Source organism: Pseudomonas sp. P135 (genome assembly GCF_020312125.1).
GTDB classification, from domain to species: domain Bacteria; phylum Pseudomonadota; class Gammaproteobacteria; order Pseudomonadales; family Pseudomonadaceae; genus Aquipseudomonas; species Aquipseudomonas fragariae.
Map to the genome: position 1 here is coordinate 320,925 of NZ_JAGPYR010000005.1, position 25,282 is coordinate 346,206.

Consider the following 25,282-nt stretch of genomic DNA (forward strand, 5'->3'; position numbering starts at 1 on the left):
CCAAGCAGCGGCTGGCTGTTCCCGGCTGAAACACCCTATGGAGTTCACGCAATTGATCAAGGACATGCTGGATGCAAAGCCTGACGCAGCGCTTGAAGCTGCGCTGGCCGAATGTGCCCGAGAGCCGATCCGTGTTCCTGGCGCGATTCAGCCGCATGGCGTACTGCTCAGCGTTGCAGGCGATCCCCTTTGCATTGAGCAGGTCAGCGCCAATTGCGCAACAGAATTCGGAATGGCCGCTGACGAGTTGCTGGGCAAGCCTTTGTCATGGCTGTTATCGCCCGAACAGTCGGCCCTCATCGACCATGCGTACGGCCACCCCGCTGCCCCACACATTGACCCGATAAAACTGACGATCGGAACAGCCCACTACAGCGCCTCGCTGCAGCGTGCCGACGATGTGCTGATAATCGAGCTGGAGCCCTTCGTGGAAACCGGTCATGGGCAGTCCAGAATCATTACCCGGGTATTGCGCAACCTGCAGGCAGCCACGACGCTGGAAACACTGTTCGATATCAGTGTGCACGAGATTCAGGCGCTTACCGGTTACGACCGGGTCATGATTTACCGGTTCGAGCCCGAGGGCCATGGCCAAGTCGTTGCGCAGGCACTGACCGGGCCACTGCCCAGCTACAGCGGCCTGAACTTCCCCGGTTCGGACATTCCCGCCCAGGCGCGAGAGCTGTATCGGCTGAACTGGATCCGTGTGATTCCGGACGCCACCTACGTTCCCGTACCCCTGATACCAACACTGCGCCCGGCGACCGGGCAACCGCTCGACCTGGGCTTCTCGACGCTGCGCAGCGTGTCCCCGGTGCATTGCGAATACCTCAAGAACATGGGCGTGCGCTCGTCGATGAGTATCTCCTTGCTGGACGGCGGCGAGCTCTGGGGCCTGGTTGCCTGCGGTCACCCCGAACCGTTGCGGGTGTCCAGAGAGTTGCGCGATGCCTGCGCGATGATCGGTCAGTTACTGTCGGTGAAAATTTCCGCCATTGTCGCGACTAATATCCAGCGCGAGCGGGAAGAGAAAGTTGTCCTGCTCGGGCAACTGGCAGACGCCATGAGTCGCGCCAATCATGAGGTTCTCGACGGGCTGGTGAGCCGGCCCGAGCTTCTCATGTCGCTGACCCTGGCAGACGGTGCCGCGGTGCTGATTGACGATCAGGTTTATCTGTTCGGCACCTGCCCTTCAATCGAACAGGTGCGTGAGCTGTACACCTGGATACGCGACACCGGCCTGGCCAATCAGCGATCCAGACAGCGGGCGACGGGCTTGCAGGGTCTGGGGGTTTTCCACACCAACTCCATGCAGAGGGAGCTTGCCGACAGCGCCGTTTACAGAGACATCGCAAGCGGCGTCATCGCGTTCACGCTGCCCAAGCCGATTGATAATGCAGTGATGTGGTTTCGCGCCCAACTCACCTCCACGATGAACTGGAGCGGTAACCCGACCCACCACGTCAGTACCCGTCCGGAGAGTTCCGCGAGTCATCGTCTGCACCCAAGGCAGTCTTTCGATGTCTGGGAGCAAGAGGTTACCGGCATTGCCAGCCCGTGGTCGCGCGCAGATCTTTATGGCGCTGAAGACATTCGTCGTTCTGCTCTGGAAAGCGACCTGGAGCGCCAGGTACAGCGCGAACAGGAAGCGGTCCGTTTGCGTGATGAACTGGTCGCCGTGGTTTCCCATGACCTGCGTAACCCGATGTCGATCATCATCATGCAGTGCGGCATGATGCAAAGCTGGGCGGTGGGCGACACACACTTTGAAAATCGCAACATCCGGCGTGCGCTGGGCACCATCGAGAAAGCCACGACGCGCATGAACAGCCTCCTGGAAGACCTGCTCGATACCGCGCAGATCGAAGCCGGCCGCTACCAGCTTTCGCGCCTGCCGCTGAGTGTCACCAGCCTGCTGGAAGAAGCCTGCAGCCTGCTGGTGATGCTGACCACCGAAAAGAACATCGAGCTCAACTGCACCGCCGCGCAAGGCCTGGTGATCGATGCGGACCCGGAACGAATCTTTCAGGTACTTTCCAATCTGGTCGGTAACGCCATCAAGTTCACCCCGAAAGGTGGCCGAATCAACATCGATGCGGTAGCCGATCAGAACGAAGTGCTGTTCAGGGTCAGTGATGACGGCATAGGCATTCCGGCCGAACACCTGCCTTTCATTTTCCAGCGCTACTGGTCTGTCAAGGAAGGCAACCCGCGCGGCAACGGCCTGGGCCTGTATATCTGCCAAGGCATTATCACGGCCCACGGCGGGCGTCTGTGGGCCGACAGCTCACTGGATTCGGGCAGCGTATTTTCCTTCACCCTGCCCGTGCATCAGGGGACGGACAGTATTGGCGAAACGACATTTTTAAAGCAGAGCGGTACGACCCATCGGCTGGCGCAATCGATCTCCAGCAAACTGGAACGCCAGCAACTGGAAGACCGGCTGACCCGCGCCGGATTGCTCAACGAACTGAATCATCGGGTAAAAAACACTCTGGCGACCGTTCAGGCCATAGCCTCTCTCACCGTCAACAGCTCTGCGTCACTGGAATCCTTTCACAAGAGCTTCGGCGCGCGCCTGTTTGCCCTGAGCCAGGCGCACGATGCACTGGCGCGTGCGGAATGGATCTCTACCGAACTGGTCGACTTGATTGAGCAGCTGCAGGAGCAGGATTCGGGGGCACACAGGATCAGTTTCGAAGGCGATCCGGTGACCCTGGAACCGCGTTTTTCACTGACACTTTCCATGGTGCTCCATGAGCTGATGGCCAATGCAGTGCAACACGGTGCGCTTTCTTCGGCCTCAGGTCATGTGACAGTGACCTCTACGCTGACTGCCGAACACACTCCCCCGACGCTGAAGATCGAATGGAAGGAAACAGGCGGCCCGCCGGTCGTCGCAACCACGGTGAAAGGCTTTGGCTTGCGCTTGATACGCCGCAGCATCGAGCGAGAACTCAAAGGTCAGGCCGACATTCAGTTCGCCCGAACAGGAATCATCTGGTCAATGCTGATTCCCTGGCCAGACAAACCGGAAAGCCGTTTATGAGTTCAGAATCAGACGACCGGACCTCGCACCCCAAAGTGCTCCTGGTGGAAGACGAGACCATGCTCGCCATGTTGATGGAGATGATGCTCGAGGATCTGGGTTTTGCGACCGCCTACCACGCCAGCACGCTGAACGACGGCATTGAATATGCGCGTAACGGCGAGTACGACCTGGCCATCCTGGATATCAACATTATTGGCGGAGACTCGTTCCCGATAGCCGCTGCCATTGCCGATCGCGGCATACCCTTCATGTTTTGCTCGGGGTACGGCCGGCTGGGGATCCCCGACGCGTGGCTCAACCGGCGTTGCGTCGCCAAGCCGTTCAGTGCCGAGCAACTGAGCGAAGCGTTGAGTGAGCTGCTTGAGGTCTGAGCACTGCACCCGTTCGCACCTATTACCCAGCCCTGTTGCGCTCAACCAGTGCCTGCAGCGCGAGCGCGTCACGGACGGCGGCTCCGCTGGCCGTGTTGTCAAAGATGCACCAGGTCTCGATTTCCCGCGCCACAGACGCCGACGCTCGCCCAGCCAAACCTTCCAGATGCTCGACGGAATAGGCACTGTGATAAATTTTCGGCGCCCCGTGCAGGCGCCAGTAGTGAGCACCCTGCCACCCACCGGGCAAGTGCCCTTCACTGATTACTGACGGATCGGCGGCTACCTGCGCAATGTGATGCTCGATCAGCAGCGCCTGAGCCTGCCGCCAGGATTCATGGCGCGGTTCCAATACCACGCTGCCGGCGTACTGATTGCGTAATGCTCTGAAAAACCTCTCAGCTACCTGCGGTGCATAGTCCAGAGAGGGCGGAAGCTGGACCAGCAGACAGCCCAGTTTGTCACCCAGCGCAGTGCATTGAGAAAGGAACGTGGTCAGAACGGTCTCGCACTCGCGCAGTCGGTGTTCGTGGGTAATGAGTTTCGGCATCTTGACCGAGAAGCGAAACCCGGCGGGCACCGCCTGCGCCCAGCGTGCGTAGGTCTGAGCGCGATGAGGGCGATAGAACGAGCTGTTGATCTCGACCGCGTTGAAGCGCGAAGCATAGCGTTGCAAATGGCTGCCTTGTTCAGGAAAGTCGGGCCAGTACTCACGCGCAAGGCTCCAGCCTGCACAAGCGATATAAACTGGCGGCATAATCAATACAGCACCTTGCCGGCTTCGCGCATGAATATCTCAACAGTCTTGGGGCCGACACCGGCAAACTCGCAGAGTCGCTTCTCGAATTGCTTCCGATCCTCACTCACTTCGCGAATTCGACCTATCTTGCCCGCGTATTCGTCATTGAGCTTTGCGCACAGTGCAGACAGTCGATGCGCCGTTGACTCGTCATAGCGCACATAATGTGCCTGCCCCAGCATGGCGACCAGTTCCCGGTGAGTGCAGTGAGCAAGCTTGCGTGGAGTGTCACGCTGATGCTTCTCGACGATAACGCGATAGGCCTCGCAGGCAATGTCTGCCTGAATGCGCTTGCCCATCAGAAAGCTGGCAACGAACCACTTGAATAAGGCCTTTTCGAGGTCCTCGCTGAAACAGATATTCAGCTCTGCAGCATCAATGGTTCGTTTCATGACGTCTGTTACACCTCGCTGACGTTGCCACCGGACGCACCGTTCAAGCGCGCCTCTTGTGTACAACCGACCCTTGCTCATCAGCGGCGGTTTTCAAATAACATCGAACAGGCGACAAACGGTACCCGGCCTGACTGCCAGGTGAGCAAGATCGCTACGGTGCTGGCTGCTGATCAGGGCGCACCAAACAGCATGGTCCAGTACACACCGTAATCAGCATGGGTAGCCGTCGCATAAGCCGCGCCGACTTCGGTAAACATCGGGTTCATCAGGTTGGCGCAATGCCCCGGGCTGGCCAGCCAGCTCGCCATGGCCTTGCTGGCCGTGCTCTGCCCTGCGGCGATGTTTTCACCGATCTGCCGTCCGCCGTAACCGGCAGCGCGCGCGCGATCTGCCGGCGAGTCATTATCGAAACCGCGATGGGTAAAGTAATTCTCGCTGGCCATAGACTGGCTGTGCCCCTGCGCGGCCGTTTCCAGGGTGGTATTCCAGCTCAACGGCCGAGCCGACGGGAAAGGCCGCTTGCCACACATGCGCGGCTTGGCACGCGCGGCGTTGACCTGCGCCAGCAGCGCCCGTCCAGCCGAGCGCGCGTCTTCAAGGCTCTCGTCGATCAACGGTTTCGCCAGCACCACACGCCAGTCGCTCCCCTGCCGGGTGATGCCGATGTCCGCGTATTGCGGGTCGAGCAACGCACCGCAGTAGCGGCTCCTGAGCATGTCGAACGCTGCGTCGGCGCTTTGCACACCGGCCAGTCGTACGGTCCGCACAGTGACCGCCTGATAGCCGGCTGCCTTGAGTGCGTCACGTAAATTACCGCTGAAACCGATCGGCAGTGCCACGCTGGAATTGAGCGCCAGGGCTCTGGAGATGTTTGTCGTACGCGCTTCGCAACGCTGCGGCTGGCCGCGAAAATCATTGATTGCCTGGACCAGTTGTCGTTCTTCGGCAGCACTGACAGGGCTCGCGTAGATCGGCAACAGAGCGACCAGATACAACCAGATGCGCCAGGAAAAACGGGGCAATGCGGGCATGAGAACAGACTCTGGAAGGAAACAGCGTGGCATCAATTTCAGGGCCGGAATAAGACCTGGAAAATTGCTTATGGTTCACGCCGCACGCTTGAGGATGGCGCTGCCATTCGCTCAAAGCTTGCCGATCTCTCCAGTGGCCTCACCTATGCTGGCAAGCGTTACTTCCATATTATCGATGGCCTGTTCCAGCGTCGCGAACGATTGTTGAACGACCTCCCTGTCGTCCACCGTCTGATGACCGCGCAGGCTTTCGGCACGCTCGAGTTCACTGAGCTGCAGATCAGCCACTTCCTTGCGTAACACTTGCAGGGTTGCCCAGACTGACCTGAACTGTTGTTGGCTGCTATGACTCATGTGCGCCTCTTGGCTGATCCATCAAATGTCTCATTGAGACCTCTGCGCGACGCAATGCTCCACCTTTTTTGCAAGCAGTGTCTATTGCAGCATCAAGCCGGCAAACAGCGCCGCTGGTCCAGGCCAGCCACCATCGTTTTGAATTTACCTGTCGCGCGACGCTCTGCTGTTGATACCCGCACCTGCAGAGAAAGGAATCCTTGACCATGGCCACTGCCGAGACTTCATCGCTGCGCCGGGCAATCACGGCGCCCATGCTGACCCTGTTCATCCTTGGCGATGTGCTCGGGGCGGGCGTCTACGCATTGGCCGGCACGATCGCCGGACGCGTCGGCGGAGCTATCTGGGCGCCCCTGCTGATTGCCCTGTGCTTTGCCTTGCTGACCGCAGCGTCCTACGCCGAACTGGTGACCAAATACCCGCGTGCGGGCGGTGCCGCGGTGTACGCCGAAAAAGCCTTCGGCAAGCCGCTACTGTCGTTTCTGGTTGGCTTCTCCATGGTCGCAGCAGGCGTTACCAGCGCTGCCGGGCTGGCCGTGGCGTTCGCCGGCGACTACTTCCAGGCGCTGCTCAACTGGCCTGCGCAGTGGGTCTGCGTGGCATTTCTGGTCATCGTCGGCCTGCTCAATGCACGCGGTATCAAGGAATCGCTTTCAGCCAATCTGGTCATGACGGTCATCGAGCTGAGCGGCTTGCTGATGGTGATCGCGGCAGCGATCTGGTTCGTCAGCCAGGGGCAAGGCGTGCCGCAACGGGTGTTCGAACTGGATAGCGCCTCGCCTGCGACGGCGATTCTCGGCGCATCGCTGCTGGCGTTCTATTCGTTCGTGGGGTTTGAAACCTCGGCCAATCTAGCCGAAGAGATCAAGGACGTGCGCAAGGTCTATCCACGTGCCCTGTTCGGCGCGCTGCTGGCGGCGGGTGCGGTGTACATGCTGGTTGGCATGGGCGCAGCGATGGTCCTGCCCGTCGAGCAACTCAAGGATTCGCAAGCCCCCCTGATGGACGTGGTCAGTGCCTCGGGCCTTGGCATACCTGCGCCGTGGTTTGCGGTCATTGCACTGATTGCGGTGGCCAACGGCGCACTGCTGACCATGATCATGGCCAGCCGACTGACCTTCGGCATGGCGCGCGAAGGCCTGTTACCTGCGGTGATGGGTTCGGTGCTGCCCAAGCGGCGCACGCCGGGGCTGGCAATTCTGGCGACCACACTGGTAGCCATTGCCCTGTCCTTCACCAGCACCCTGACCATCCTCGCCGAAACCGTCGTGCTGTTGCTGCTCTTCGTGTTTCTCAGCGTGAACATCGCCGTGCTGGTGCTCAAGCGCGACAAGGTCGAAGCCGGGCACTTTCAGGTCCACTGGGTTATCCCGCTGCTGGGCATTCTTTCGTGCCTGTTGCTGCTCACTCAGCAAGGTCCGGAAACCTGGCTGCGGGCAGGCATCATGCTGGCGGTCGGTGCTGCGCTTTACGGACTGACCCGGCTGGGCAGCTCGGCGTTCGCTTCGCATCCCCGCTGAACGGCGCAGTCATTGCTTCAGCGCTTGCCGGTGCCTTGCTGGAGCCCGGCAAGCGCAAGATCCAGACCGTCGATGATGAGCTGCAAGCCGAACCTGAACTCATCCTCCACGGAAACGCCAGGTAAATGGCGTCCGGCAGCCGCAATCGCCGGGTATTCATCCGCATCCAGTGCGGAGAAAAACTCGACCAGGTCCTCGCCGTCCGAGGCTTTGCTTGCAACGTTTGAATGCTGCTGTATGGCGAAGCCCAGTACATAGTGAGCGACCGACGTATAGGCGCGGGCAGCCAGTTCGGCAGGAAACCCGTTGGCCAGAAACAACGCAATGCCCTGCTCGCGGCGCTTGAGCCCGTTAGGTCCGATCGGTATCTGAGACACCAACAGCGGCAAGATACCCGGATGCTTGCGCAATACGCGATAAAGGCGTTCGGCGCCTGATGCGCAGGCTTTTTGCCAGGCATGCTCATCGCCGCCCTGCTCCTGCGGTGCTCCTTCAGCGGCATCGGATTGATCCGCACTCATTTCGCCCAGCACGCTATCGACCACGTAAACCAGTATCTCGTCCTTGCTGGCGAAATGCCGATAGAGCGTCGCTGTACCGGACTCGAGCCGCTCCGCAAGCATGCGCATATTGAACGCCTGCGCGCCGACCTCGTCGACCGCCTCCAGGGCAGTTGCAATGATCCGTTCTGCCGAAACGGAAGGCCTGCCTCGACTTCTGCTTTTTTCCACGCGACGTACGCGGTTCATCCACCAGCGAGGGCTTCCAGGAACGGCTTGGCAATTCAGGTCTTCAGTCATTTGCAGATTATAAGCCCAACGTGATCGATTACCGCCACCCCGGTGATGCGCCAACCTGGATCACCGTCCGTCTGCTTGGCTGCCTTGTGAATGATCTGATTTATTGACACAACCCTATTTCGGATACATCGTATCCGAAATAGGAGAGACAACCACCTGCCGCTGGAAGTGGCCTACACAAAAGCGGAGTTCAGGTATGTCAGACGGCGATATTCATTTCCAGTCAAACACCTTCAAATTGAATACACATCAGCCTGTTGAGCAGGACGTTTGCGACGTCCTCATAATCGGCTCGGGGCCGACCGGACTGACGCTGGCCTGCGATCTGGCCAGGCGCGGGATCAAGGTCAGAATCATTGAAAAATCGGCTGTCCCCTTCAATGGTTCTCGCGGCAAAGGCATACAGCCACGAACGATCGAGGTGTTCGATAACCTTGGCGTCGCCCAGCCATTGTTGGGCGTCGGGCAGCTTTATCCGCCGATGAAGTTTCATGTTTCTTTCCTGAAGATCAAATGGAACATGATGAAGTACCAGAAACAGACAGCGGATATCCCGTACCCGAACGTCTGGCTCGTACCGCAATGGCGCACAGAGCAGGTGTTGCGTGATCGACTGGCTGAACTGGGCACTCAGGTTGAATGGGACACTGGAGCACTCCAGATCAAACAGGATGCCGAAGGTGTCTCTGTTCGGGTTGCTTGTCAGGGAGAGCCTCGTATCGTGCATGCCCGCTATCTGGTCGGCGCTGACGGCGGCAAGAGTTTTGTGCGCAAGCAGCTGGGCGTGAACTTCACGGGCTCCACGTCTCAGGAAGGCCGGATGATCGTTGGCGATCTGCACGTAGAGGGGCTTTCCCGGGATGCATGGCACATATGGCCGACGCGCAAAGGTGGAATGATCGGCCTGTGTCCGCTTCCGCATTCGAACCTGTTCCAGCTGATGATGCGTCTGGACGCCGACGAACCCGCTCCGGAACTCTCAGAGCATGCTATCCAGACCCGCTGGCTGGCAGCTACGGGCTCCAGGAAGATTCACCTGCACAGCCCGACCTGGCTTTCGGTATTCCGCCCCAATGTGCGGCTGGCCGAGCGCTATCGGGTCGAGCGGGTGTTCCTCGCCGGCGACGCCGCCCATGTGCATACCCCCGCAGGTGCTCAAGGCCTCAACACGGGCGTGCAGGACGCCTGGAATCTGGGCTGGAAACTGGCAGCGGTGCTGGACGGCGCGCCCGAGGCACTGCTCGACACTTACGAAGAGGAACGCAGGCCTGTAGCTGCTGCGGTGCTGGAGTTGTCCAGCGAACTCTTCAATAACACCACTGGCACCGGCTTGCCCACATTCAGGCGTGGCGACAAGGAGCGGCAGTTATTACTCAACTACCGCGCCAGCTCGCTTTCCGTGAACAGCGCCGACATCGTCGATGGCAAGGTCCAGGCAGGTGATCGCGCACCCGATGCCACCTGCTCGCAGCAGCACGGCGGACGCACGCGATTGTTCGACGTTTTCAGAGGTGGGCATTTCACCTTGCTGGCCTTCGGTACGCAGGCCATCGCTGCAATGAATACTTTCGGCAGCCATGACGAGCGATTCCTGCAGGCATTTGCGGTTCGCCCCGCGCACGTCAGTAATGACCGCTACGGTCTGGTCGATGAAACCGGTCAGGCACGTGACGCTTACGGCGTAAGCCTTCAGGAAAACATCATCTTTCTGATACGTCCCGACGGGTACGTCGGCCTGACCGCCACGGACGATTTCGTACCGGCAGTCCAGCGTTACCTGGCCACCCTGTCCCGCACACCTGGCTCCCTCGCTGGCTGCGACGCCGACATGCAGGCGACACGCGCAGTCGCACACTGATTCACGCCAGAAAGACCACTCAGAGAGCCTCGACATGAAGCACCTTTTCCTTCCTGCACTGACTGTTGTCGTATTGCCTGCCCTGTCTTTACAGCTGGCCCACGCCGAACCGGGCGATTTCAGTCTGGGCCTGGGCGCCGCCATCAGCGAAAGCCCTTACGCAGGCGTCGGCACGCAGGTCAACCCGATCCCGCTGATCAGGTACGAAGGAGAACGCTTTTACGTCAACGGCGTAACAGCGGGTTACCACCTGATCAACACCGAGTCGTTTGCCCTTGATGCCATTCTTGCCCTGCAGATGGACGGTATTGATCGTGACGATTTCGGTCGTCGCGAACTGGCTCGAAACGGCATCAACCGCGACCTGCTGGAAGACCGCGACAATGGCATCGACGCCGGATTGGCGGCAAAGCTGCGCGGTGATGCCGGCCTGCTTGAACTGGTCGCCAAAAACGATATCAGCGGTGCCAGCGATGGCTATTCGTTAAACCTCGAATACGCGTACCCCTTTACCTTGGGCAACACCCGCTTCAAACCCAACATCGGTGCCACCCACCTGTCCGGCAATAGGGTGGATTACTATTACGGCACCCTGAACGAGGAAGAACGACGCGGCATTGCCGAGTATCGTCCCGGTAGCGCCACAGTGTCCTATGTCGGCATTGGCTTTTCTCAGCCAATCGGTAAACAGTGGGAAGTCTCGGGTAACCTGCGCTATAGCGCCCTGCCGGATGAACTGAGCGACAGCCCGCTGGTGGAGCACGACACAGACAGCTCGACGTCGATGTTCATCGGCATATCGCGAAAGTTCTGATGCTGAAGACCACTCTGATAACGCCTCGAACCCACTCACCGGGAGCCCGCCGTGCTCGAACGATCACTGAGCGTCTTGATTGTCGAAGATAACCTGGCGCTGGCCGCCAACATGTTTGATTACCTGGAGGCTTGCGGGCATACGCCGGACGCCGCACCGGATGGCAAGTCGGCCATCCGCCTGCTCGCGGAAAACCGTTACGACGTCATTGTGCTGGACTGGATGATGCCGCGCATGGACGGGATCTCACTGCTGCGTCATCTGCGCAATGAATTGAATAACCCGGTGCCAGTCATGTTGCTGACTGCCAAGGACCAGCTGGATGACAAGCTGGAAGGCTTTGAATCGGGTGCGGATGACTACATTGTCAAACCGCTGGCCTTGCCTGAACTGGAGATTCGCCTGCGAGTGCTGGCAGCGCGTAACCACACGCGGGCAGACAGGCGACAAATACTGGAAATCGCTGACCTGCGCTTCGATCTCGGCACGCAATTGGTGACGCGCGATGGCATACCGTTACCGTTCTCGCCGATCCGACGAACGCTGCTGGAGGTGCTGATGCGCAACTCACCGCACGTGGTCACACGCACGCAACTCGAATCACTCGTCTGGGGTGACAGCGTGCCCGATGGCGATCTGCTGCGCTCGCACATGCACCTGCTCAGAAAAACCATTGATGGCGAGCGTGCTGCCGGGCAAAAATTGCTGCATACCGTGCAGGGCATCGGTTTTCGTCTGTGCGTGTGCGCACATGATTGACTTCGCTCGCCGACGTGGCAGCCTGCATCGCCTCGTCAGCGTGATAATTCTCGGTTTCGGGCTGCTGATGACCACCGGCCTGACCACCCTCGCGTTCATGAGCCAGGACCTTGTTGATCATCCGATCTGGAAGGATCTGCTTGAGACCGCGACCGCCAACACGCTTGCAGACGACGTGCTGCCCGCGGCGCAGAAAGACGCCAGGATCCAGGTCTGGAAACTGTCAGGCAGCACGCCGGCAGCCGGTATGCCGCCCTCTCTCGCTGCACTCGCACCTGGCTATTACAGTGAGGGCGATCTGGACCGCCAGGACGCTGACAATGGCGATCGCGACTATGCGGTGCTGGTGACCTCGCTTGGCAGAGAGCGCCTGATCGCCGCCATCGACATCAGCGATCTGGAGCGGGAGCAGAACTTCATCGCGCTGGTGGGGGCGATGTTTCTGGTACTCAATCTGATTCTGATCATTGCTGTGATCGCCTGGTTGTACGTGCGCCTGCATCTTCCGGTTCAGGGGCTGGCACTGGGCATGAAGCAACTCGACCCGGAGCGCCCCGCCCAGCGATTGCCAGTGCACTACGCTCAGGAAGAGCTCAAGGACATTGCCTGCGGAATCAACGCGCACCTGGAACGGGTCGAACAATTCATGGCCCGCGAACGCGCGCTGCTGGATCAGGCCAGCCACGAATTCCGCACGCCTATCGCCGTGATCAGCGGTGCGCTGGATATCCTCGCCAGGCAAAAACTGCCGCCGCGTGCAGCGCCGCCACTGCAACGCATGCGAGCCACCGTGGAAAACCTGACGGAAATCATGGTTGCGCTGCTTTACCTGTCGCGTGAGCCGTTGACCTCCAACCGGGATGACCCGATCGAGCTTGATCGTCTGCTGCCCGGCCTGGTCAAGGATCATGAGCATTTGCTCGACGGCAAGCCGGTGAAGTTCTCGGTGCAGATCCACCAGACCCTGACTCTGCACGTGCCGGAAGCAATGCTACGCATTGCCGTCGGCAATCTGTTGCGCAATGCGGCAGATAACACCTACGACGGCACCATCGCTGTGCGACTCAAGGATGATGTGTTGAGCGTGACCGATTCGGGTGAAGGGTTCGACACCGAGCAGGCTTCCCGGCATTACCTGTCGCTGCTGAGGAACCCGATCAGGACGGGCAGTGGCAAAGGCCTCGGGCTGTTTCTGGTGCGACGTATCTGTGAACGCTTTCAGTGGACACTGACGCTGGAGTCAATGCCGACGCTGGGCACCCGGGCAGGACTCGACTTCCGCAGTCGGCCGGTTTGACCCGCAATAAAAAGCCCCTGCCATACATAGACAAGGGCTCTTTAACTGCGCTGGCCGGTCAGCGGCGCTTCATGCGGTCGATGATCACCGCCAGCAACAGGATCGTGCCGCGAATCACATACTGGTAGAACGTATCGATGTTCTTCAGGTTCATCGCATTCTCGATGATTGCAAGAATCAGCACCCCGGCGATCACATGCCGGATCATGCCGATGCCGCCACTCAGCGAAACCCCGCCCAATACGCAGGCAGAGATGATCGTCAGCTCGAAGCCCTGCCCGATCATCGGTTGCCCCGAAGTCATGCGCGAAGCCAGGACTACGCCAGCCAATGCACCGACCAGGCCGTGGACGGCGAAAATGATGATCTTGGTGCGGTCCACGTGGACACCCGCCAGCAGCGCGGCTTCCTGGTTGCCGCCGATGGCCATGGTGTTGCGCCCATAGGTGGTGTAGTTGAGCAGCCAGCCGAAGAATATGAAGCAGGCAATGGTGATCAGGATCGGCACCGGCACGCCATACACCTGGCCATTGCCAAAGATGAAGAAGTCCTCGTTGGAAACGCCGACGGCCTTGCCGTTGGAGAAAATGTACGCCAGGCCGCGCACGATCTGCATGGTTGCCAGAGTCGTGATCAGGGCATTGATGCGCAGCTTGGCGATCACAATGCCGTTGATCAGACCCACGACCAACCCGAGCGCCAGGGCTGCCGAGACACCCAGAAATACGCTGTCGGTGTCGCGGATGACGATACTGGCGATCACCCCGGAACAAGCCAGCACCGAACCGACCGAGAGGTCGAAGTGCCCGGACGCCAGGCAAAAGAGCATGGTGCAGGCAGCGATACCTACAGTGGAAATCGCCAGGCCCAGACCGCGCATGTTCAGCGGCGACATGAAGTTATCGATGAACACGGCACACAGCAGGAAAATCCCCACGGCGGCCAGGAGCATCACCCAGTCATCGGCGAAACGACGCAGGTTCATGCCCTGACGGGGAGCCTGCAGGCTGGATTCGGTAGACATACGCACCTCTTTTTTATTGTTCATGGTCAGGGACCGATTGTCAGCCGCGCGTGCGAGGCAGAGCCAATTGCAGGAGTCGCGACTCGTCAGCCTCGTCGCGATTGAGTTCACCGGTGATTGCGCCTTCGCTCATCACCAGAATGCGGTCTGAAATGCCCATCACTTCCATCAGATCGCTGGAGACCACAATCACCGCGATACCGTCCGCGGCCAGGTTGTGAATGATCTCGTAAATCTCGGACTTGGCCCCGACGTCGATCCCGCGAGTCGGCTCGTCCAGCAGCAGGACTTTCATGGGCATCGACAGCCAGCGGCCAAGAATCGCCTTCTGTTGATTGCCGCCGGAGAGGAACATGATCTGCTGCTCGGGCGATGGCGTCTTGACGTTCATCGACTTGATCTGGCTGCGTGCGTTGTCACGCTCCCAGCGACCCTGAATCAGGCAACCGAGGTTCACGTGCCGGGGGCGCGCACCGATGTTGATGTTCTCTGCGACGCTGGACAGCGGCACGATGCCTTCTTTCTTGCGGTCCTCCGGGCAGAGCAGAATTCCAGCCTCGATGGCATCTCGGGGAGACTTGAGTGTCAGCGGTTTGCCGTCCAGTTGCAGGGTGCCTGCAGAGCTGCGGGTAAGCCCCGAGAGCAGCCGGAACAGCTCGGTACGCCCGGCGCCGACCAGTCCGAAGAAGCCCAGCACTTCGCCCTTCTGCACGGCGAAGGTGACCGGCTCGTGCAGGCCCGGCCCCAGCAGGCCGGTAACCCGCAGGCTCGGCCCCTGATGCTGGCGAGGGCGGTAGTTGTAGATGTTCTGGATATCGCGACCGACCATGCAGGTCACCAGTCGGTCATGGTCGAGATCGGCCATTTGCTCGAACGTCTTGACGAAGCGTCCGTCCTTGAACACCGTCACCGCATCACAGACGCGGAAGATTTCTTCCATGCGATGCGACACGTAAAGAATCACTCGGCCCTCGTCGCGCAGGCGCACGATGATCGCCATCAGTCGGTCGATCTCACGCGCCGACAGGCTGCTGGTGGGCTCGTCAAAGGCGATGACATGAGCATTGCGCGACATGGCCTTGGCGATCTCGACCAATTGCCGCTGCCCCAGCGAAAGGTCGCCCAAGCGTGTGTGCGGGTCAATTTCGTCAGCCAGACCCTTGAGCAGCTCGCCGGCCCGGCGATACATCGCACCGCGATTGATCAGCCCGAAGCGATTGGGCATGTGCCCGAGCAGCAGGTTCTCGGCAACGGTCATTTCCGGCACCAGATGCAGCTCCTGGTGAATCACCGCCACACCCGCCGCGATGCTCTCGGCGGTGGACTTGAACTGATAGCTCTGCTCGCCGATCTGCAAGGTGCCGCTGTTGGGCTGATACGACCCGCCAAGGATTTTCAGCAGCGTGGATTTGCCGGCACCGTTCTCTCCCATCAATGCGTGAACACTGCCGGGGCGCGCTTCGAAACTGATGTCCGAAAGCGCCTTGACGCCGGGGAAGACCTTGCCGATGCCGTTGAAGCGCAAGGCACCGCCTGTGGCGTATTGCTCGATAGCCTGTTGCATGAACCAATCTCCTAGCACGTGTGAGGGGCCTGAACATCAGGCCCCTCGTTCAGCTCACTTCCACAGACCACGCTCGGTCAGTATTTCCTGGAAGTTGGTGCGCTTGATCAGTGTCACGTCGTCCAGGGCGGTGTACTTGGGTGGTTCTGTGCCCTTGGTGGCCCACTCGTAAACATGCAACGCGGTGTCATAACCCTCTTTGCCAGGGTTCGGCAGCATAGAGCCAAAGAAGCCGCTTTCTTTCTTCTTGAGTTCGTCGATCGCATCGGTGCCGTTGATACCGATCCCGATCACGTCATCCGCTTCAAAGCCATTGGTAGAAGTCGCACGTACCCCACCCAATACGGTGTTGTCGTTCATACCGCCGATGATCAGCCTCTTGGCATCGCCTGGCAGTTTTGGCAGCGCCGAGTTGGTGGCGTCCATGCTACCTGGCACATCGAGGGTTTTCTGTGCGGTGAAGACGATATGGTCCTTCGGCAAGCCGGCTTCCTCAAGCGACTTCACCGAACCATCCGTGCGTTTCTTGCCGGTATCCAGCTCGTTATAAGTGTTGATGATCGCGTAGGTGCCTTTCCAGCCATCCTTGTCCCACTTGCGATTTTTCGCTTCCTTGGCCATTTCGACGCCCTGCTTCTGGCCTACTTCAAAGGCAGCCATGCCCAGGTAAGGCACGTCCTCCATGAAGTTGCCCTTGGCGTCGACAAAGCGATCATCCACAGCCATGACTTTCAACCCCAGCGCTTTGGCCTTGGCCACGATCGCAGGGCCGAGCGACACGTCAGGCGGGCAGATCACGAAACCCTTGGCACCGTTGGCGGCGAGGTTATCGATAGCGGTCAGGGTCTTTTCACCGTCTGGCACGGCAATCTTGATGACGGTAAAGCCATGCTCCTTGCCGGCTTTTTCGGCACCTGCCCATTCGGCCTGGAACCACGGCTCTTCGGCCTGCTTGACCAGAAAGCCGATTTTGACTTCTTCGGCAGCGGAGGTGATGCCACTCATGCCCAGAATGGCGGTAGTGACAGCGGCACAGCACAGGGAACGAATCCCGTGACGACTCAACATAGCTAACTCCTTATTTTTATTGAATAGCTACAGCGACCAGCGAGGTGGCGGTTGCAAACGCCGGAGCGTCCGAAGCCGATCAAATAGTCATACCATATAACGGATGACCGCTATGTAACCTAATGTCACCCTTGCATCTACAACCACGCTCCCGTCGTAAACAGACGGCGGCGCGACGTGTTTCTCAACCTCTCAACCGGCGAACCGCTGACACGGCGTGCCCTTGACGCCAACCTGCGCCATCAGCAGCGCGCCGTCGAAGCGACCATTTGCATCGGCAGGGGCGGCACTGGTGACGTACAACGTCTCCAGGCCAGGACCGCCGAATACACAACTGGTGGGATGGCTGACCGGCAGCTCGACAACCCGGTCAACGCTGCCATCCGGGGCAAAGCGGATCAGGCAATTGCCACCCCAGCGCGCATTCCAGACATACCCTTCGGCATCCATCGCCGAGCCGTCGGGTGAGCCTCGATCGTGTTTCGCCGCCCATACCTTGCGTGGCCCCAGACCACCGTCTGCAAGCACCGGATAGTGATAAATGACGTCGTCCAGGGTATCGGCGCTGTACAGCACACTGCCCTCTTCATTCCACAGCAGGGTGTTGACGATGCCCTGCCCGTCCAGCAAACGAGTCACCCGGGCATCAGGTTCAACGCGGAACAACCCGCCTGAACGACGCACTAAAGGCACGTCGCCGCCCTCGGCATCGATGTTGTTCTGCATGCTGCCAAGCCAAAGGTGACCGCGCGCATCGCAGCGGGCTTCGTTGGCCCGATTGCCGGGGGTGGGGTCTGCCACGCAGAATGGTCGTAAAGAAGTTTTGTCGGAGCCCAGGTCCAGGCGATAGACGCCGCTGGCCAGTGTCACCAGTGCATCACCCTGCTCGGTCGGAATAAATGCAGAGACCGGCTCGGGCATGCGCCATTGGCGGATCTGCCCGGCGACCAGCCGACACACCAGAAACCCGGCAATGTCGACCCAGTACAAAGCCTGCTCCTCGGCATCCCAGAAGGCGCCTTCGGCCAGCTTGAAACGGTGCTCGGAAACGGGCAGCCAGTTCATGAAAAATGTCCTTTGTTATTGTTGTAAAGGCACTTTTGGATATTTGTGTCGCGGTCTTGTCCAACCTTTGCCTGCACCGACCCGTTGCACGGCGTTCGGGCTGCATGGCAAAAAATTCGACAGATCGGCTAAGGTGAGTCACAAGCCTTCCGCGACGATGGCACTACTAAATAGTATTACAATTTATTTTTCAAGCACCATTTTATAGGCTATACATCCATGCATCGGCTTGAATCCGATCAAATAGTCTTACCAATAACAATAAAAGCAGGCAGATCAGATGAAAAAACATGCGCTTCTCAGCACCCTTGGACTGTCCTTGATGATCAGCACCCTGACCGCACAGGCCGCCGCACTCTCCAGCGAACACAGCGCGTTCGGCCAATTGCCTGACGGCTCTGCCGTCGAAAAATACACCCTGCGCAACAGTCATGGCGTGCAGGCCAGCATCATCACCTACGGCGCGACGCTGCAATCGCTGCTGGTACCTGACAAGACCGGCAAGGTCGAAGACATCGTCCTGGGTTTCGACGATGTGCAGGGCTACCAGAACAACGGCACGGTCTATTTCGGCGCGACCATCGGCCGCTTCGGCAACCGGCTGGCAGGCGGCAAATTCAGTCTGGATGGCAAAACCTATCAGGTCCCGCTCAATGACAAGACCAACGCGCTGCACGGCGGCACGCAGGGTTTTGACAAGCGTCTGTGGAAGGCAGAAGAAACCAAGAGCGGTGATTCGGTCGGCGTGAAGCTGACCTACCTGTCGCCGGACGGCGAGATGGGCTTTCCGGGTGCCCTGCTGACTGAAGTGACCTATAGCCTGAATGAAAAAAACGAGCTGAAGATCGACTACCGCGCCACCACCGACAAACCGACGGTGCTGAACCTGACCAACCACAGCTATTTCAACCTGGCCGGCGCTGGCAGTGGTGATGTGCTCAAACAGGTCGCCACCCTTCACGCCTCGCACTACACCCCGGTCAACGACAAGCTGATCCCGACCGGTGAACTGCCTGCTGTGGCTGGCACGCCCATGGACTTTCTCAAGCCCACCGCGTTCGGCAAACACATCAAGGCTGATCACCAGCAGTTGAAATACGCCGAACCCAAGCAAGGCGGGTTTGATTTCAACTGGGTGCTCGACACCAAGGGTGATGTGAAGAAACTGGCCGCCGAGGTCAGCGATCCGCAATCAGGCCGCAGACTGCAACTGTTCACCACAGAGCCCGGCGTGCAGCTGTACACCGGTAACTTCCTGGATGGCAGCATTCACGGCAAGGCAGGCAAGGTCTACCCGCACTGGGGCGCCTTTACCCTGGAAACGCAGCACTATCCCGATGCGCCCAACCAGCCGAAATTCCCCAGCACCCGACTGGATCCCGGCAAGGCCTACACCCAGACCACTGTGTTCAAATTCCTCAACGACTAAAGCGTTGAGCTGCCCGGCGCCTGTGATCAGAGCGCCGGGCAGCTTCAAACTCACTGATTGCGCTTCATCGCCGCAGTCAGGGTATCGACGTTGTAACGGAACATCTTCGCGTAGGTTGACGCCGGGCCGTCGGCAGGCGACAGGGATTCCACGTACAGTTCACCCCCTGGCTGAGCGCCACTGGCTTCGGCTATCTGCTTGACCAGGCGCGGGTCGCTGGAGTTTTCGAAGAAGTAGGCACTGACATGTTCAGTCTTGATCTGACGGATCAGTTTCGACACATCGGCGGCCGACGCCTCAGACTCGGTAGACAAGCCCAGCGGCGACAGGAAGGTCACACCATAGGCATCGCCGAAGTAGCCGAACGCGTCATGAGAGGTGAGGATCTTGCGTCTGGCAGCCGGAATCGAACGGATCTGATCGCGGGCGTAGGTGTCCAGTTGCTGCAACTCGACGATGTAGCGATCACCATTGGCCTGATACACGCTGGCCCCTTCCGGATCGGCTTTCTTCAGCGCTGCGACGATGTTACGCACATAAATCACGCCATTGGCCGCGCTGTTCCAGGCATGCGGGTCGACAATGCGCTTGCCGTCCTCATCCATGCTGCGGGTCTTGATGCCCTCGGACAGCACCACCGGCTGCCCCTTGTAGCCTGAAGCCTTGATGAGACGATCCATCCAGCCCTCCAGATGCAGGCCGCTGACAAATGCCAGATCGGCGTTTTTCAGCGCCTGGGCGTCACTCGGTGTCGGCTCGTAGACGTGTGGATCGCCGTTCGGACCGATCAGTGATCTGACGTGCACACGATCACCGCCGACCGTACTGACCATGTCGGCAATGACCGTGAACGAGGCAACGGCTTCGAGCGGTTTGGCCTGAGCCAGGCTGGCGAATGCCGACAACGCCAGTGCAGCCAGGGAACTCAACATCATCAATCGTTTCATGACGTACCTTTTCAGTGAGCCAGGTGAGGTTTGGGAAACAGCCGGCGCACGATGCCCGTGCGCCCGAACAACAGGGAGATGCCGTAGAACGCACTGGCCGTGAGCACGATGGCCGGCCCCGAGGCGACGCCAAGGTGGTAGGAAACGATCAGCCCGATCAGCCCGGACAAGGTCGCCAGCAGCGTCGAAATCACCATCAGGCCACTCAGCGAGTGGGTCCAGAAACGTGCGGCGGTTGCCGGCAGCATCATCATGCCCACCGCCATCAGCGTGCCCAGCGCCTGAAAGCCTGCGACCAGGTTGAGCACCACCAGCAGCAGGAACAGAACGTGGTACAGCGAGCCGCGCCCGCCGACCGCACGCAGAAAGCCCGGATCGAAGCACTCCAGCACCAGCGGGCGATAGATGATCGCCAGCAGAATCAGGGTGAAGGAGGCAATGCTGCCGACCATGTAGATCGCCGTGTCATCGATGGCCAGAATGGTGCCGAACAGCACGTGCAGCAGATCGACGCTGGACCCGTGCAGCGAGACAATCAGCACCCCGGCGGCCAGCGAGGTCAGGTAGAAGCTGGCAAAGCTGGCGTCTTCGCGTAACGAGGTCAGTCGACTCACCAGACCGGACAGCAAGGCCACTGCCAGCCCGGCGATCAGGCCGCCGAACCCCATTGCCGGCAACGACAGCCCGGCGACCATGAAGCCCACCGCCGCGCCCGGCAGCACCGCGTGGCTCATCGCATCGCCCACCAGACTCATACGCCGCAACATCAACAGCACGCCGACCGGCCCCGAGCCGATGCCCAGCGCCAGACACGCCACCAGCGCGCGGCGCATGAAGCCGAATTCGATAAACGGCTCAACCACCAGGCTATAGAGCATCATGCGTCGTCCTCGGCATCACACAACAAGGCATCCGGGCTCCAGTACTCAGCCATGTTGCGCGCCTTGCGCAGGTTGGCAACGCTGAGCACTTGCGCTGTCTCGCCCCAGGCGATGGCTTCGCGAGCCATCAGCAAGGTTTGCGGAAAGTGCTGACGGACCTGTTCGATATCGTGCAGTACGGCAATCACCGTGCGCCCCTGCCCGTGCCAGGCGCGCACCAGTTGCAACAGATCACGCGTGGTGCGCGCGTCGATGGCAGTGAACGGCTCATCTAGCAGAATCACCGAGGCGTCCTGCAACAGCAGCCTGGCGAACAACACCCGCTGAAACTGGCCAGACGACAGCGAGCCCACGCTACGCCCTTCAAAACCCTCAAGGCCGACAGTCGTCAGCGCCTCGCCGGTCAGACGCGCGTGATTGCGGGTCAGGCTGCGAAACGGGCCGATGCTGTGCCAGGCGCCCATCGAAACCGTATCCGCAACGCTCAGCGGAAAGCTGCGATCGATTTCTGCGGCCTGCGGCAGATAGCCAATTGTGCGGGTTGCCAGACGCCCCCGGTCGACGCGCCCCTGAGCAGGCTTCATGGTGCCGGCGATGGCCTTGATCAGCGTCGATTTACCCGCGCCGTTGGGCCCGACGATAGCCGTCAGGCTACCGGCCTCGAAGCGCCCGCTGATGTGGTGCACGGCCGGGCGGCGTTCATACGCCACCGTGAGGTTTTCCAGAGCGATGGCGGCACTCATGGAATCGCCACCGACCAGCCAATGGCCAGCCAGAGCAATATCAGTATCGCCAGGGAAAACAGGACGCGCTTCCAGGCCGACTGAGCCAGCACGGAACCTGCTATCGAAGCGCTTGCTGTCGAAGCGTCAGGAGGATTTTTCAAGTAAAAGTAACCTGCAACTATTTGTTACAGTATTACATATCAACCGGATAAATGTTATTAAATAACATTCATGCCGGCACCTTGCTTTCCAGCCACGCAGATAAACTCCCGCGCAGATCAGTTTCAGAATCGCCACGCACAACTCCGCCGTGCGGTACTTGTGACACTGCACGCCTCCCTATACTGTATATACAAACAGTCAAGGGGCACTTCATGCAGCTTATCGACAAGCTCAGCATTCTGGCAGACGCCGCCAAGTACGATGCGTCGTGCGCGAGTAGTGGAGCACCCAAGCGCAGCTCGCAGGACAAGTCCGGGCTCGGTTCCACCAATGGCATAGGCATCTGCCACAGCTACACGCCGGACGGGCGTTGCGTGTCGCTGCTGAAAATCCTCCTGACCAACTTCTGTCTTTACGACTGCCAGTACTGCGTCAACCGTCGCTCCAGCGATGTGCCCCGTGCGCGCTTCACTCCCGAAGAAGTGGTCACCCTGACCCTGGACTTCTATCGCCGCAATTGCGTGAGCGGGCTGTTTTTGAGTTCCGGGATCATTCGCTCCGCGGACTACACCATGGAGCAACTGGTCGAAGTTGCCCGGCTGTTGCGCGAGGTGCATGAGTTTCGCGGCTACATCCATCTCAAGACCATCCCTGACGCCGATCCGGCGCTGATCGAAAAGGCCGGCCGCTACGCCGACCGTCTCAGCGTGAACATCGAGCTGCCAACTGACCTGAGCCTGCAGACCCTGGCCCCGGAAAAAGACGTCGCGTCGATCAAGCAGGCCATGCAGACGATTTACACCGGTGAGCAGACGGTGCGCAACGAGCCTCGCTCGCCGCGCTTTGCGCCTGCCGGGCAGAGCACGCAGATGATTGTCGGTGCCGATGCCACCGACGACAGCACCATCCTGCACAGCGCGCAGTCGCTGTACAGCAACTTCAAGCTGCGCCGGGTCTACTATTCTGCGTTCAGCCCGATACCCAACAGCCCCAACAGCGTTCCCCTGGCGGCACCGCCTCTGATGCGCGAGCATCGCCTGTATCAGGCTGACTTTCTGCTGCGCGGCTATGGTTTTACCGCGGGTGAACTGCTCGACGGCCCCGGTGATCTGGCGCTGGACATCGACCCTAAACTGGCCTGGGCGCTGGGCAACCGCCAGGTTTTCCCGCTGGACCTGAACCAGGCGGACCCGGCGCTGATCGCCAGGGTGCCGGGTATTGGCATCCGCACCACGCAGCGGCTGGTCGAGCTGCGCAGACAGCGACGCATCCGCTACGAAGACCTCACCCGCATGCGCTGCATACTGGCCAAGGCCAAGCCGTTCATCATTACCAGTGATTACCACCCGCCGCACGCGGAAACCACCAGCGAGTTCCTGCATCACCAGTTGCGCGACCGGCCTCAGCCTCAGCAAATGGGCCTGTGGGGATGATCTGCCTCGACTGCGACGACCTGTTCGAGACCTGGCGACAACAGGCTCGCTGGCTGTTGAGCCATGAAATCGACCCCAGCCAGGTCAGCTGGAAGTCGCCGGATGCCGCCGACCTGTTCGGCAGTGAAGAAGAGTACCCCAGGGAAGCCGGGCCTTTTCAGGCACGGGTTCCGCTGGAGTTGGTGCAGTTGCTGGAGAGCGCCTCGCACTATCGGGGCGATCAGCGCTGGAGCCTTCTGTACGAAGTGTTGTGGCGCGTGACCCACGGTGATCGCACCGCCATGATGGCCGGTGACAAACTCGGCAGTGAATTGCATCGCCGCCTCAAATCGGTAAGGCGTGAGGCCCATCATCTGCATGCGTTTCTGCGGTTTGTCGCGCTGCCGCCCGTGGCTGCCGACGAAGCTCTGATGCGTCCGCAGTACGTGGCCTGGCACGAACCGGCCCACGATATTCTGCTCAGTGCCAGCGAGCATTTCATCGGCCGTATGGGTCAGCATCGCTGGATGATCGCCACGCCTCAGGACGGCGTGTATTACGACGGCCAACAACTGATTCATGAGCGACGCTGCCCGCAAGCCTGGCAGACCATGGCCCGGCAGGTGGAAGACCCGCATGGCGAACTGTGGCTGACCTACTACAGCCACATCTTCAACCCTGCGCGCCTGAACCCCAAGGTCATGGAAGGTCACTTCCCTTCGCGCTTCTGGAAAAACCTGCCGGAAGGCCCGCTGATCCCTGCCCTGATCACCCAGGCCCGCACCGGCAAGCAGCGTGACGGCCAGGCCAGCGACATCGCCGCCAGACGCGGCAAGAAGATTGCGCTGAAGGATTGAGCGCGTCGGTATACACAAGTCTGTTTTGACTAACGCGCCAATGCTCCGAGTTGGCATGCATTTCGTGACGCTCCGCGTCACACATCTGCTGCCTGGTATCAAGGGCAAAGGAGTCTAAGGCTTTGGTGCTGCCTGTATCTCGCACATGGGGCTTTCCAGCCCGATCCTCTAGAGCGTAACCCTTCCGTCGATGCACGTCACAGTCGAGCCGCCCACCCAGATATCCTCACCTGCACGCTGAACGGACACCCGCCCCTTGCGTCCGAGCGCAGTGCCCTGACTCACGACATAGCGCTCCGGTGCCAGGCCTTCCTCCAGGAACCAGCGAGCGATGCCGGCATTGAGACTGCCGGTCACCGGGTCTTCAGCCATACCGTCGCCGGAAACAAACGCACGCACCTCGAATTGGGCATCTACACCGTCCACATCAGCGTCCCACGCTCCGATAACGCCGATTTTCAAGCCGTCCAGTTGAACATGGTCAGGCTGCAGAGCAAGAACGGTTGCACGATCTTTCAGCCGCAGTGCGACCCAGCCAGGGCCATTATCGACCCAGCGGGCGTCCAGAATGCTCTCGGAAGCCAGCTTCAGACCGAGGCGAATCCGCTCGACAAACGTGGCGTCCACGGCGCCTGAGCGCAACAGCGGCGGCGCGGTAAATGCCAGCCCGGCGGCATCCTTGCGGATACGCACCAGGCCGATGCCGCATTCCTGAATGATTTCCTCACCGCGAGGCACGCCACCGCTTTCCAGCCAGGCGTGGCAACTGCCCAGGGTGGGATGGCCAGCGAACGGCAGCTCTTCAAGGGTGGTGAAAATACGCACGCGATAGTCGGCACGCGGGTCTGTCGGCTTGAGCAGAAACGTGGTCTCACTCAGGTTGGTCCAGCGGGCAAAGGCGGCCATCTGCTCGTCACTCAGCCCGTCAGCGCCCAGCACCGCCGCCAGCGGATTGCCGAGCAGAGGCTGATCAGTGAAGACATCCAGTTGCTTGAAATCGAACGAGCGCATCGGGGCGTCCTTTCCGGTATAAAAAACCAGAGTGCCACGTCCACAGCCGGGTGAACAACGGGATATTGAACCAACGTCGGCCACGGC

The 25,282-nt window shown here is 59.9% G+C and carries 24 protein-coding genes; 10 read left to right on the forward strand and 14 right to left on the reverse strand.

The genetic code is table 11. The features are described 5' to 3' along the window. Nucleotides 1–37 precede the first annotated feature (37 nt). Both KBY08_RS10265 and KBY08_RS10270 read left to right on the forward strand, forming a co-directional pair. Nucleotides 38–3,049, forward strand: coding sequence for an ATP-binding protein (locus KBY08_RS10265; RefSeq protein ID WP_225651130.1), 3,012 nt, complete (start codon nucleotides 38–40; stop codon nucleotides 3,047–3,049). Then, the gene (locus KBY08_RS10270) at nucleotides 3,046–3,423 is read left to right on the forward strand and encodes a response regulator (RefSeq protein ID WP_058398505.1); all 378 of its coding nucleotides are present in this window, start codon (nucleotides 3,046–3,048) and stop codon (nucleotides 3,421–3,423) included. The genes KBY08_RS10265 and KBY08_RS10270 overlap by 4 nt, the downstream gene beginning before the upstream one ends. A 22-nt stretch (nucleotides 3,424–3,445) precedes the next feature. On the opposite strand, the gene KBY08_RS10275 is transcribed toward KBY08_RS10270, so the two are convergent. From KBY08_RS10275 to KBY08_RS10290, 4 genes are all read right to left on the reverse strand, one after another. Beyond that, a complete protein-coding gene (locus KBY08_RS10275) occupies nucleotides 3,446–4,180 on the reverse strand; it encodes a DUF72 domain-containing protein (RefSeq protein WP_225651131.1) in 735 nt (244 codons plus the stop codon). A gap of 2 nt (nucleotides 4,181–4,182) precedes the next feature. Further along, a complete protein-coding gene (locus KBY08_RS10280) occupies nucleotides 4,183–4,614 on the reverse strand; it encodes a hypothetical protein (protein ID WP_003405571.1) in 432 nt (143 codons plus the stop codon). A 173-nt stretch (nucleotides 4,615–4,787) separates the two neighbouring features. After that, nucleotides 4,788–5,648: a CAP domain-containing protein gene (locus KBY08_RS10285; RefSeq protein WP_181007019.1), complete on the reverse strand. Its 861-nt coding sequence runs from the start codon at nucleotides 5,646–5,648 to the stop codon at nucleotides 4,788–4,790. Between the two features lie 111 nt (nucleotides 5,649–5,759). After that, a complete protein-coding gene (locus KBY08_RS10290; protein ID WP_225651132.1) occupies nucleotides 5,760–6,002 on the reverse strand; it encodes a hypothetical protein in 243 nt (80 codons plus the stop codon). A 206-nt stretch (nucleotides 6,003–6,208) separates the two neighbouring features. On the opposite strand from KBY08_RS10290, the gene KBY08_RS10295 reads away from it, so the two are divergent. Then, nucleotides 6,209–7,522 (forward strand): APC family permease, encoded by a 1,314-nt coding sequence (locus tag KBY08_RS10295; protein ID WP_225651133.1) that lies wholly within the window; start codon nucleotides 6,209–6,211, stop codon nucleotides 7,520–7,522. A gap of 17 nt (nucleotides 7,523–7,539) precedes the next feature. Here KBY08_RS10295 and KBY08_RS10300 read toward each other — a convergent pair whose 3' ends face one another. Beyond that, the gene (locus KBY08_RS10300; protein WP_032653677.1) at nucleotides 7,540–8,271 is read right to left on the reverse strand and encodes a TetR/AcrR family transcriptional regulator; all 732 of its coding nucleotides are present in this window, start codon (nucleotides 8,269–8,271) and stop codon (nucleotides 7,540–7,542) included. A gap of 289 nt (nucleotides 8,272–8,560) precedes the next feature. Between KBY08_RS10300 and KBY08_RS10305 the strand changes: the two genes are divergently transcribed. Genes KBY08_RS10305 through KBY08_RS10320 form a run of 4 tightly spaced genes read left to right on the forward strand, consistent with a single transcriptional unit; the run spans nucleotide 8,561 to nucleotide 13,050 of the window. Then, a complete protein-coding gene (locus KBY08_RS10305; RefSeq protein ID WP_205416962.1) occupies nucleotides 8,561–10,180 on the forward strand; it encodes an FAD-dependent oxidoreductase in 1,620 nt (539 codons plus the stop codon). Nucleotides 10,181–10,214: 34 nt separating this feature from the next. Next, a complete protein-coding gene (locus tag KBY08_RS10310) occupies nucleotides 10,215–10,994 on the forward strand; it encodes a MipA/OmpV family protein (protein ID WP_011267634.1) in 780 nt (259 codons plus the stop codon). A 51-nt stretch (nucleotides 10,995–11,045) separates the two neighbouring features. Beyond that, nucleotides 11,046–11,753 carry a response regulator transcription factor gene (locus KBY08_RS10315; RefSeq protein ID WP_011267633.1) on the forward strand — a complete coding sequence of 236 codons (708 nt, stop codon included), beginning with the start codon at nucleotides 11,046–11,048 and terminating at the stop codon, nucleotides 11,751–11,753. Then, the gene (locus KBY08_RS10320) at nucleotides 11,746–13,050 is read left to right on the forward strand and encodes a sensor histidine kinase (protein ID WP_011267632.1); all 1,305 of its coding nucleotides are present in this window, start codon (nucleotides 11,746–11,748) and stop codon (nucleotides 13,048–13,050) included. The genes KBY08_RS10315 and KBY08_RS10320 overlap by 8 nt, the downstream gene beginning before the upstream one ends. 58 nt (nucleotides 13,051–13,108) lie before the next feature. On the opposite strand, the gene araH is transcribed toward KBY08_RS10320, so the two are convergent. The 4 genes from araH to KBY08_RS10340 all read right to left on the reverse strand — a co-directional run bounded on the left by araH (nucleotide 13,109) and on the right by KBY08_RS10340 (nucleotide 17,771). Further along, nucleotides 13,109–14,074, reverse strand: a complete 966-nt coding sequence (gene araH / locus KBY08_RS10325; protein ID WP_003405587.1) for an L-arabinose ABC transporter permease AraH — start codon at nucleotides 14,072–14,074, stop codon at nucleotides 13,109–13,111. 40 nt (nucleotides 14,075–14,114) lie between these two features. Beyond that, nucleotides 14,115–15,638, reverse strand: coding sequence for an L-arabinose ABC transporter ATP-binding protein AraG (araG, locus tag KBY08_RS10330; protein WP_011267630.1), 1,524 nt, complete (start codon nucleotides 15,636–15,638; stop codon nucleotides 14,115–14,117). Between the two features lie 54 nt (nucleotides 15,639–15,692). Beyond that, nucleotides 15,693–16,706: a substrate-binding domain-containing protein gene (locus tag KBY08_RS10335; RefSeq protein WP_011267629.1), complete on the reverse strand. Its 1,014-nt coding sequence runs from the start codon at nucleotides 16,704–16,706 to the stop codon at nucleotides 15,693–15,695. Between the two features lie 192 nt (nucleotides 16,707–16,898). Continuing rightward, the gene (locus KBY08_RS10340) at nucleotides 16,899–17,771 is read right to left on the reverse strand and encodes an SMP-30/gluconolactonase/LRE family protein (protein WP_103753753.1); all 873 of its coding nucleotides are present in this window, start codon (nucleotides 17,769–17,771) and stop codon (nucleotides 16,899–16,901) included. 280 nt (nucleotides 17,772–18,051) lie between these two features. Between KBY08_RS10340 and KBY08_RS10345 the strand changes: the two genes are divergently transcribed. Then, entirely contained in the window at nucleotides 18,052–19,200 is a 1,149-nt protein-coding gene (locus KBY08_RS10345) for an aldose epimerase family protein (RefSeq protein WP_103712864.1), read from the forward strand. A 50-nt stretch (nucleotides 19,201–19,250) separates the two neighbouring features. On the opposite strand, the gene KBY08_RS10350 is transcribed toward KBY08_RS10345, so the two are convergent. From KBY08_RS10350 to KBY08_RS10365, 4 genes are read right to left on the reverse strand one after another with little or no spacing between them, the layout of a single operon-like run. Continuing rightward, nucleotides 19,251–20,147: a metal ABC transporter substrate-binding protein gene (locus KBY08_RS10350; RefSeq protein WP_003410033.1), complete on the reverse strand. Its 897-nt coding sequence runs from the start codon at nucleotides 20,145–20,147 to the stop codon at nucleotides 19,251–19,253. A gap of 11 nt (nucleotides 20,148–20,158) precedes the next feature. Next, entirely contained in the window at nucleotides 20,159–21,028 is an 870-nt protein-coding gene (locus tag KBY08_RS10355; RefSeq protein WP_003410031.1) for a metal ABC transporter permease, read from the reverse strand. After that, on the reverse strand, nucleotides 21,025–21,771 hold the full coding sequence (gene aztA, locus KBY08_RS10360) for a zinc ABC transporter ATP-binding protein AztA (protein ID WP_103753752.1): 747 nt from the start codon (nucleotides 21,769–21,771) through the stop codon (nucleotides 21,025–21,027). Before aztA ends, KBY08_RS10355 begins: the two co-directional genes overlap by 4 nt. Then, a complete protein-coding gene (locus tag KBY08_RS10365) occupies nucleotides 21,768–21,914 on the reverse strand; it encodes a hypothetical protein (RefSeq protein ID WP_153795665.1) in 147 nt (48 codons plus the stop codon). The genes aztA and KBY08_RS10365 overlap by 4 nt, the downstream gene beginning before the upstream one ends. A gap of 213 nt (nucleotides 21,915–22,127) precedes the next feature. On the opposite strand from KBY08_RS10365, the gene KBY08_RS10370 reads away from it, so the two are divergent. Then, nucleotides 22,128–23,348 (forward strand): putative DNA modification/repair radical SAM protein, encoded by a 1,221-nt coding sequence (locus KBY08_RS10370; RefSeq protein WP_225651134.1) that lies wholly within the window; start codon nucleotides 22,128–22,130, stop codon nucleotides 23,346–23,348. Continuing rightward, nucleotides 23,345–24,184 (forward strand): TIGR03915 family putative DNA repair protein, encoded by an 840-nt coding sequence (locus KBY08_RS10375; protein ID WP_011267625.1) that lies wholly within the window; start codon nucleotides 23,345–23,347, stop codon nucleotides 24,182–24,184. Before KBY08_RS10370 ends, KBY08_RS10375 begins: the two co-directional genes overlap by 4 nt. 168 nt (nucleotides 24,185–24,352) lie before the next feature. Here the strand turns inward: KBY08_RS10375 and KBY08_RS10380 are convergent, their stop codons facing one another. Next, nucleotides 24,353–25,195 carry a PhzF family phenazine biosynthesis protein gene (locus KBY08_RS10380; protein WP_011267624.1) on the reverse strand — a complete coding sequence of 281 codons (843 nt, stop codon included), beginning with the start codon at nucleotides 25,193–25,195 and terminating at the stop codon, nucleotides 24,353–24,355. Nucleotides 25,196–25,282: the final 87 nt, after the last annotated feature.

Bases quoted from the DNA above. Each gene is read 5' to 3' on its own strand.
- KBY08_RS10265 (WP_225651130.1), top strand. From the start codon at position 38: ATGGAGTTCACGCAATTGATCAAGGACATGCTGGATGCAAAGCCTGAC.
- KBY08_RS10270 (WP_058398505.1), top strand. From the start codon at position 3,046: ATGAGTTCAGAATCAGACGACCGGACCTCGCACCCCAAAGTGCTCCTG.
- KBY08_RS10275 (WP_225651131.1), bottom strand. From the start codon at position 4,180: ATGCCGCCAGTTTATATCGCTTGTGCAGGCTGGAGCCTTGCGCGTGAG.
- KBY08_RS10280 (WP_003405571.1), bottom strand. From the start codon at position 4,614: ATGAAACGAACCATTGATGCTGCAGAGCTGAATATCTGTTTCAGCGAG.
- KBY08_RS10285 (WP_181007019.1), bottom strand. From the start codon at position 5,648: ATGCCCGCATTGCCCCGTTTTTCCTGGCGCATCTGGTTGTATCTGGTC.
- KBY08_RS10290 (WP_225651132.1), bottom strand. From the start codon at position 6,002: ATGAGTCATAGCAGCCAACAACAGTTCAGGTCAGTCTGGGCAACCCTG.
- KBY08_RS10295 (WP_225651133.1), top strand. From the start codon at position 6,209: ATGGCCACTGCCGAGACTTCATCGCTGCGCCGGGCAATCACGGCGCCC.
- KBY08_RS10300 (WP_032653677.1), bottom strand. From the start codon at position 8,271: ATGAACCGCGTACGTCGCGTGGAAAAAAGCAGAAGTCGAGGCAGGCCT.
- KBY08_RS10310 (WP_011267634.1), top strand. From the start codon at position 10,215: ATGAAGCACCTTTTCCTTCCTGCACTGACTGTTGTCGTATTGCCTGCC.
- KBY08_RS10320 (WP_011267632.1), top strand. From the start codon at position 11,746: ATGATTGACTTCGCTCGCCGACGTGGCAGCCTGCATCGCCTCGTCAGC.
- araH (WP_003405587.1), bottom strand. From the start codon at position 14,074: ATGTCTACCGAATCCAGCCTGCAGGCTCCCCGTCAGGGCATGAACCTG.
- araG (WP_011267630.1), bottom strand. From the start codon at position 15,638: ATGCAACAGGCTATCGAGCAATACGCCACAGGCGGTGCCTTGCGCTTC.
- KBY08_RS10335 (WP_011267629.1), bottom strand. From the start codon at position 16,706: ATGTTGAGTCGTCACGGGATTCGTTCCCTGTGCTGTGCCGCTGTCACT.
- KBY08_RS10340 (WP_103753753.1), bottom strand. From the start codon at position 17,771: ATGAACTGGCTGCCCGTTTCCGAGCACCGTTTCAAGCTGGCCGAAGGC.
- KBY08_RS10345 (WP_103712864.1), top strand. From the start codon at position 18,052: ATGAAAAAACATGCGCTTCTCAGCACCCTTGGACTGTCCTTGATGATC.
- KBY08_RS10350 (WP_003410033.1), bottom strand. From the start codon at position 20,147: ATGAAACGATTGATGATGTTGAGTTCCCTGGCTGCACTGGCGTTGTCG.
- KBY08_RS10355 (WP_003410031.1), bottom strand. From the start codon at position 21,028: ATGATGCTCTATAGCCTGGTGGTTGAGCCGTTTATCGAATTCGGCTTC.
- aztA (WP_103753752.1), bottom strand. From the start codon at position 21,771: ATGAGTGCCGCCATCGCTCTGGAAAACCTCACGGTGGCGTATGAACGC.
- KBY08_RS10370 (WP_225651134.1), top strand. From the start codon at position 22,128: ATGCAGCTTATCGACAAGCTCAGCATTCTGGCAGACGCCGCCAAGTAC.
- KBY08_RS10375 (WP_011267625.1), top strand. From the start codon at position 23,345: ATGATCTGCCTCGACTGCGACGACCTGTTCGAGACCTGGCGACAACAG.
- KBY08_RS10380 (WP_011267624.1), bottom strand. From the start codon at position 25,195: ATGCGCTCGTTCGATTTCAAGCAACTGGATGTCTTCACTGATCAGCCT.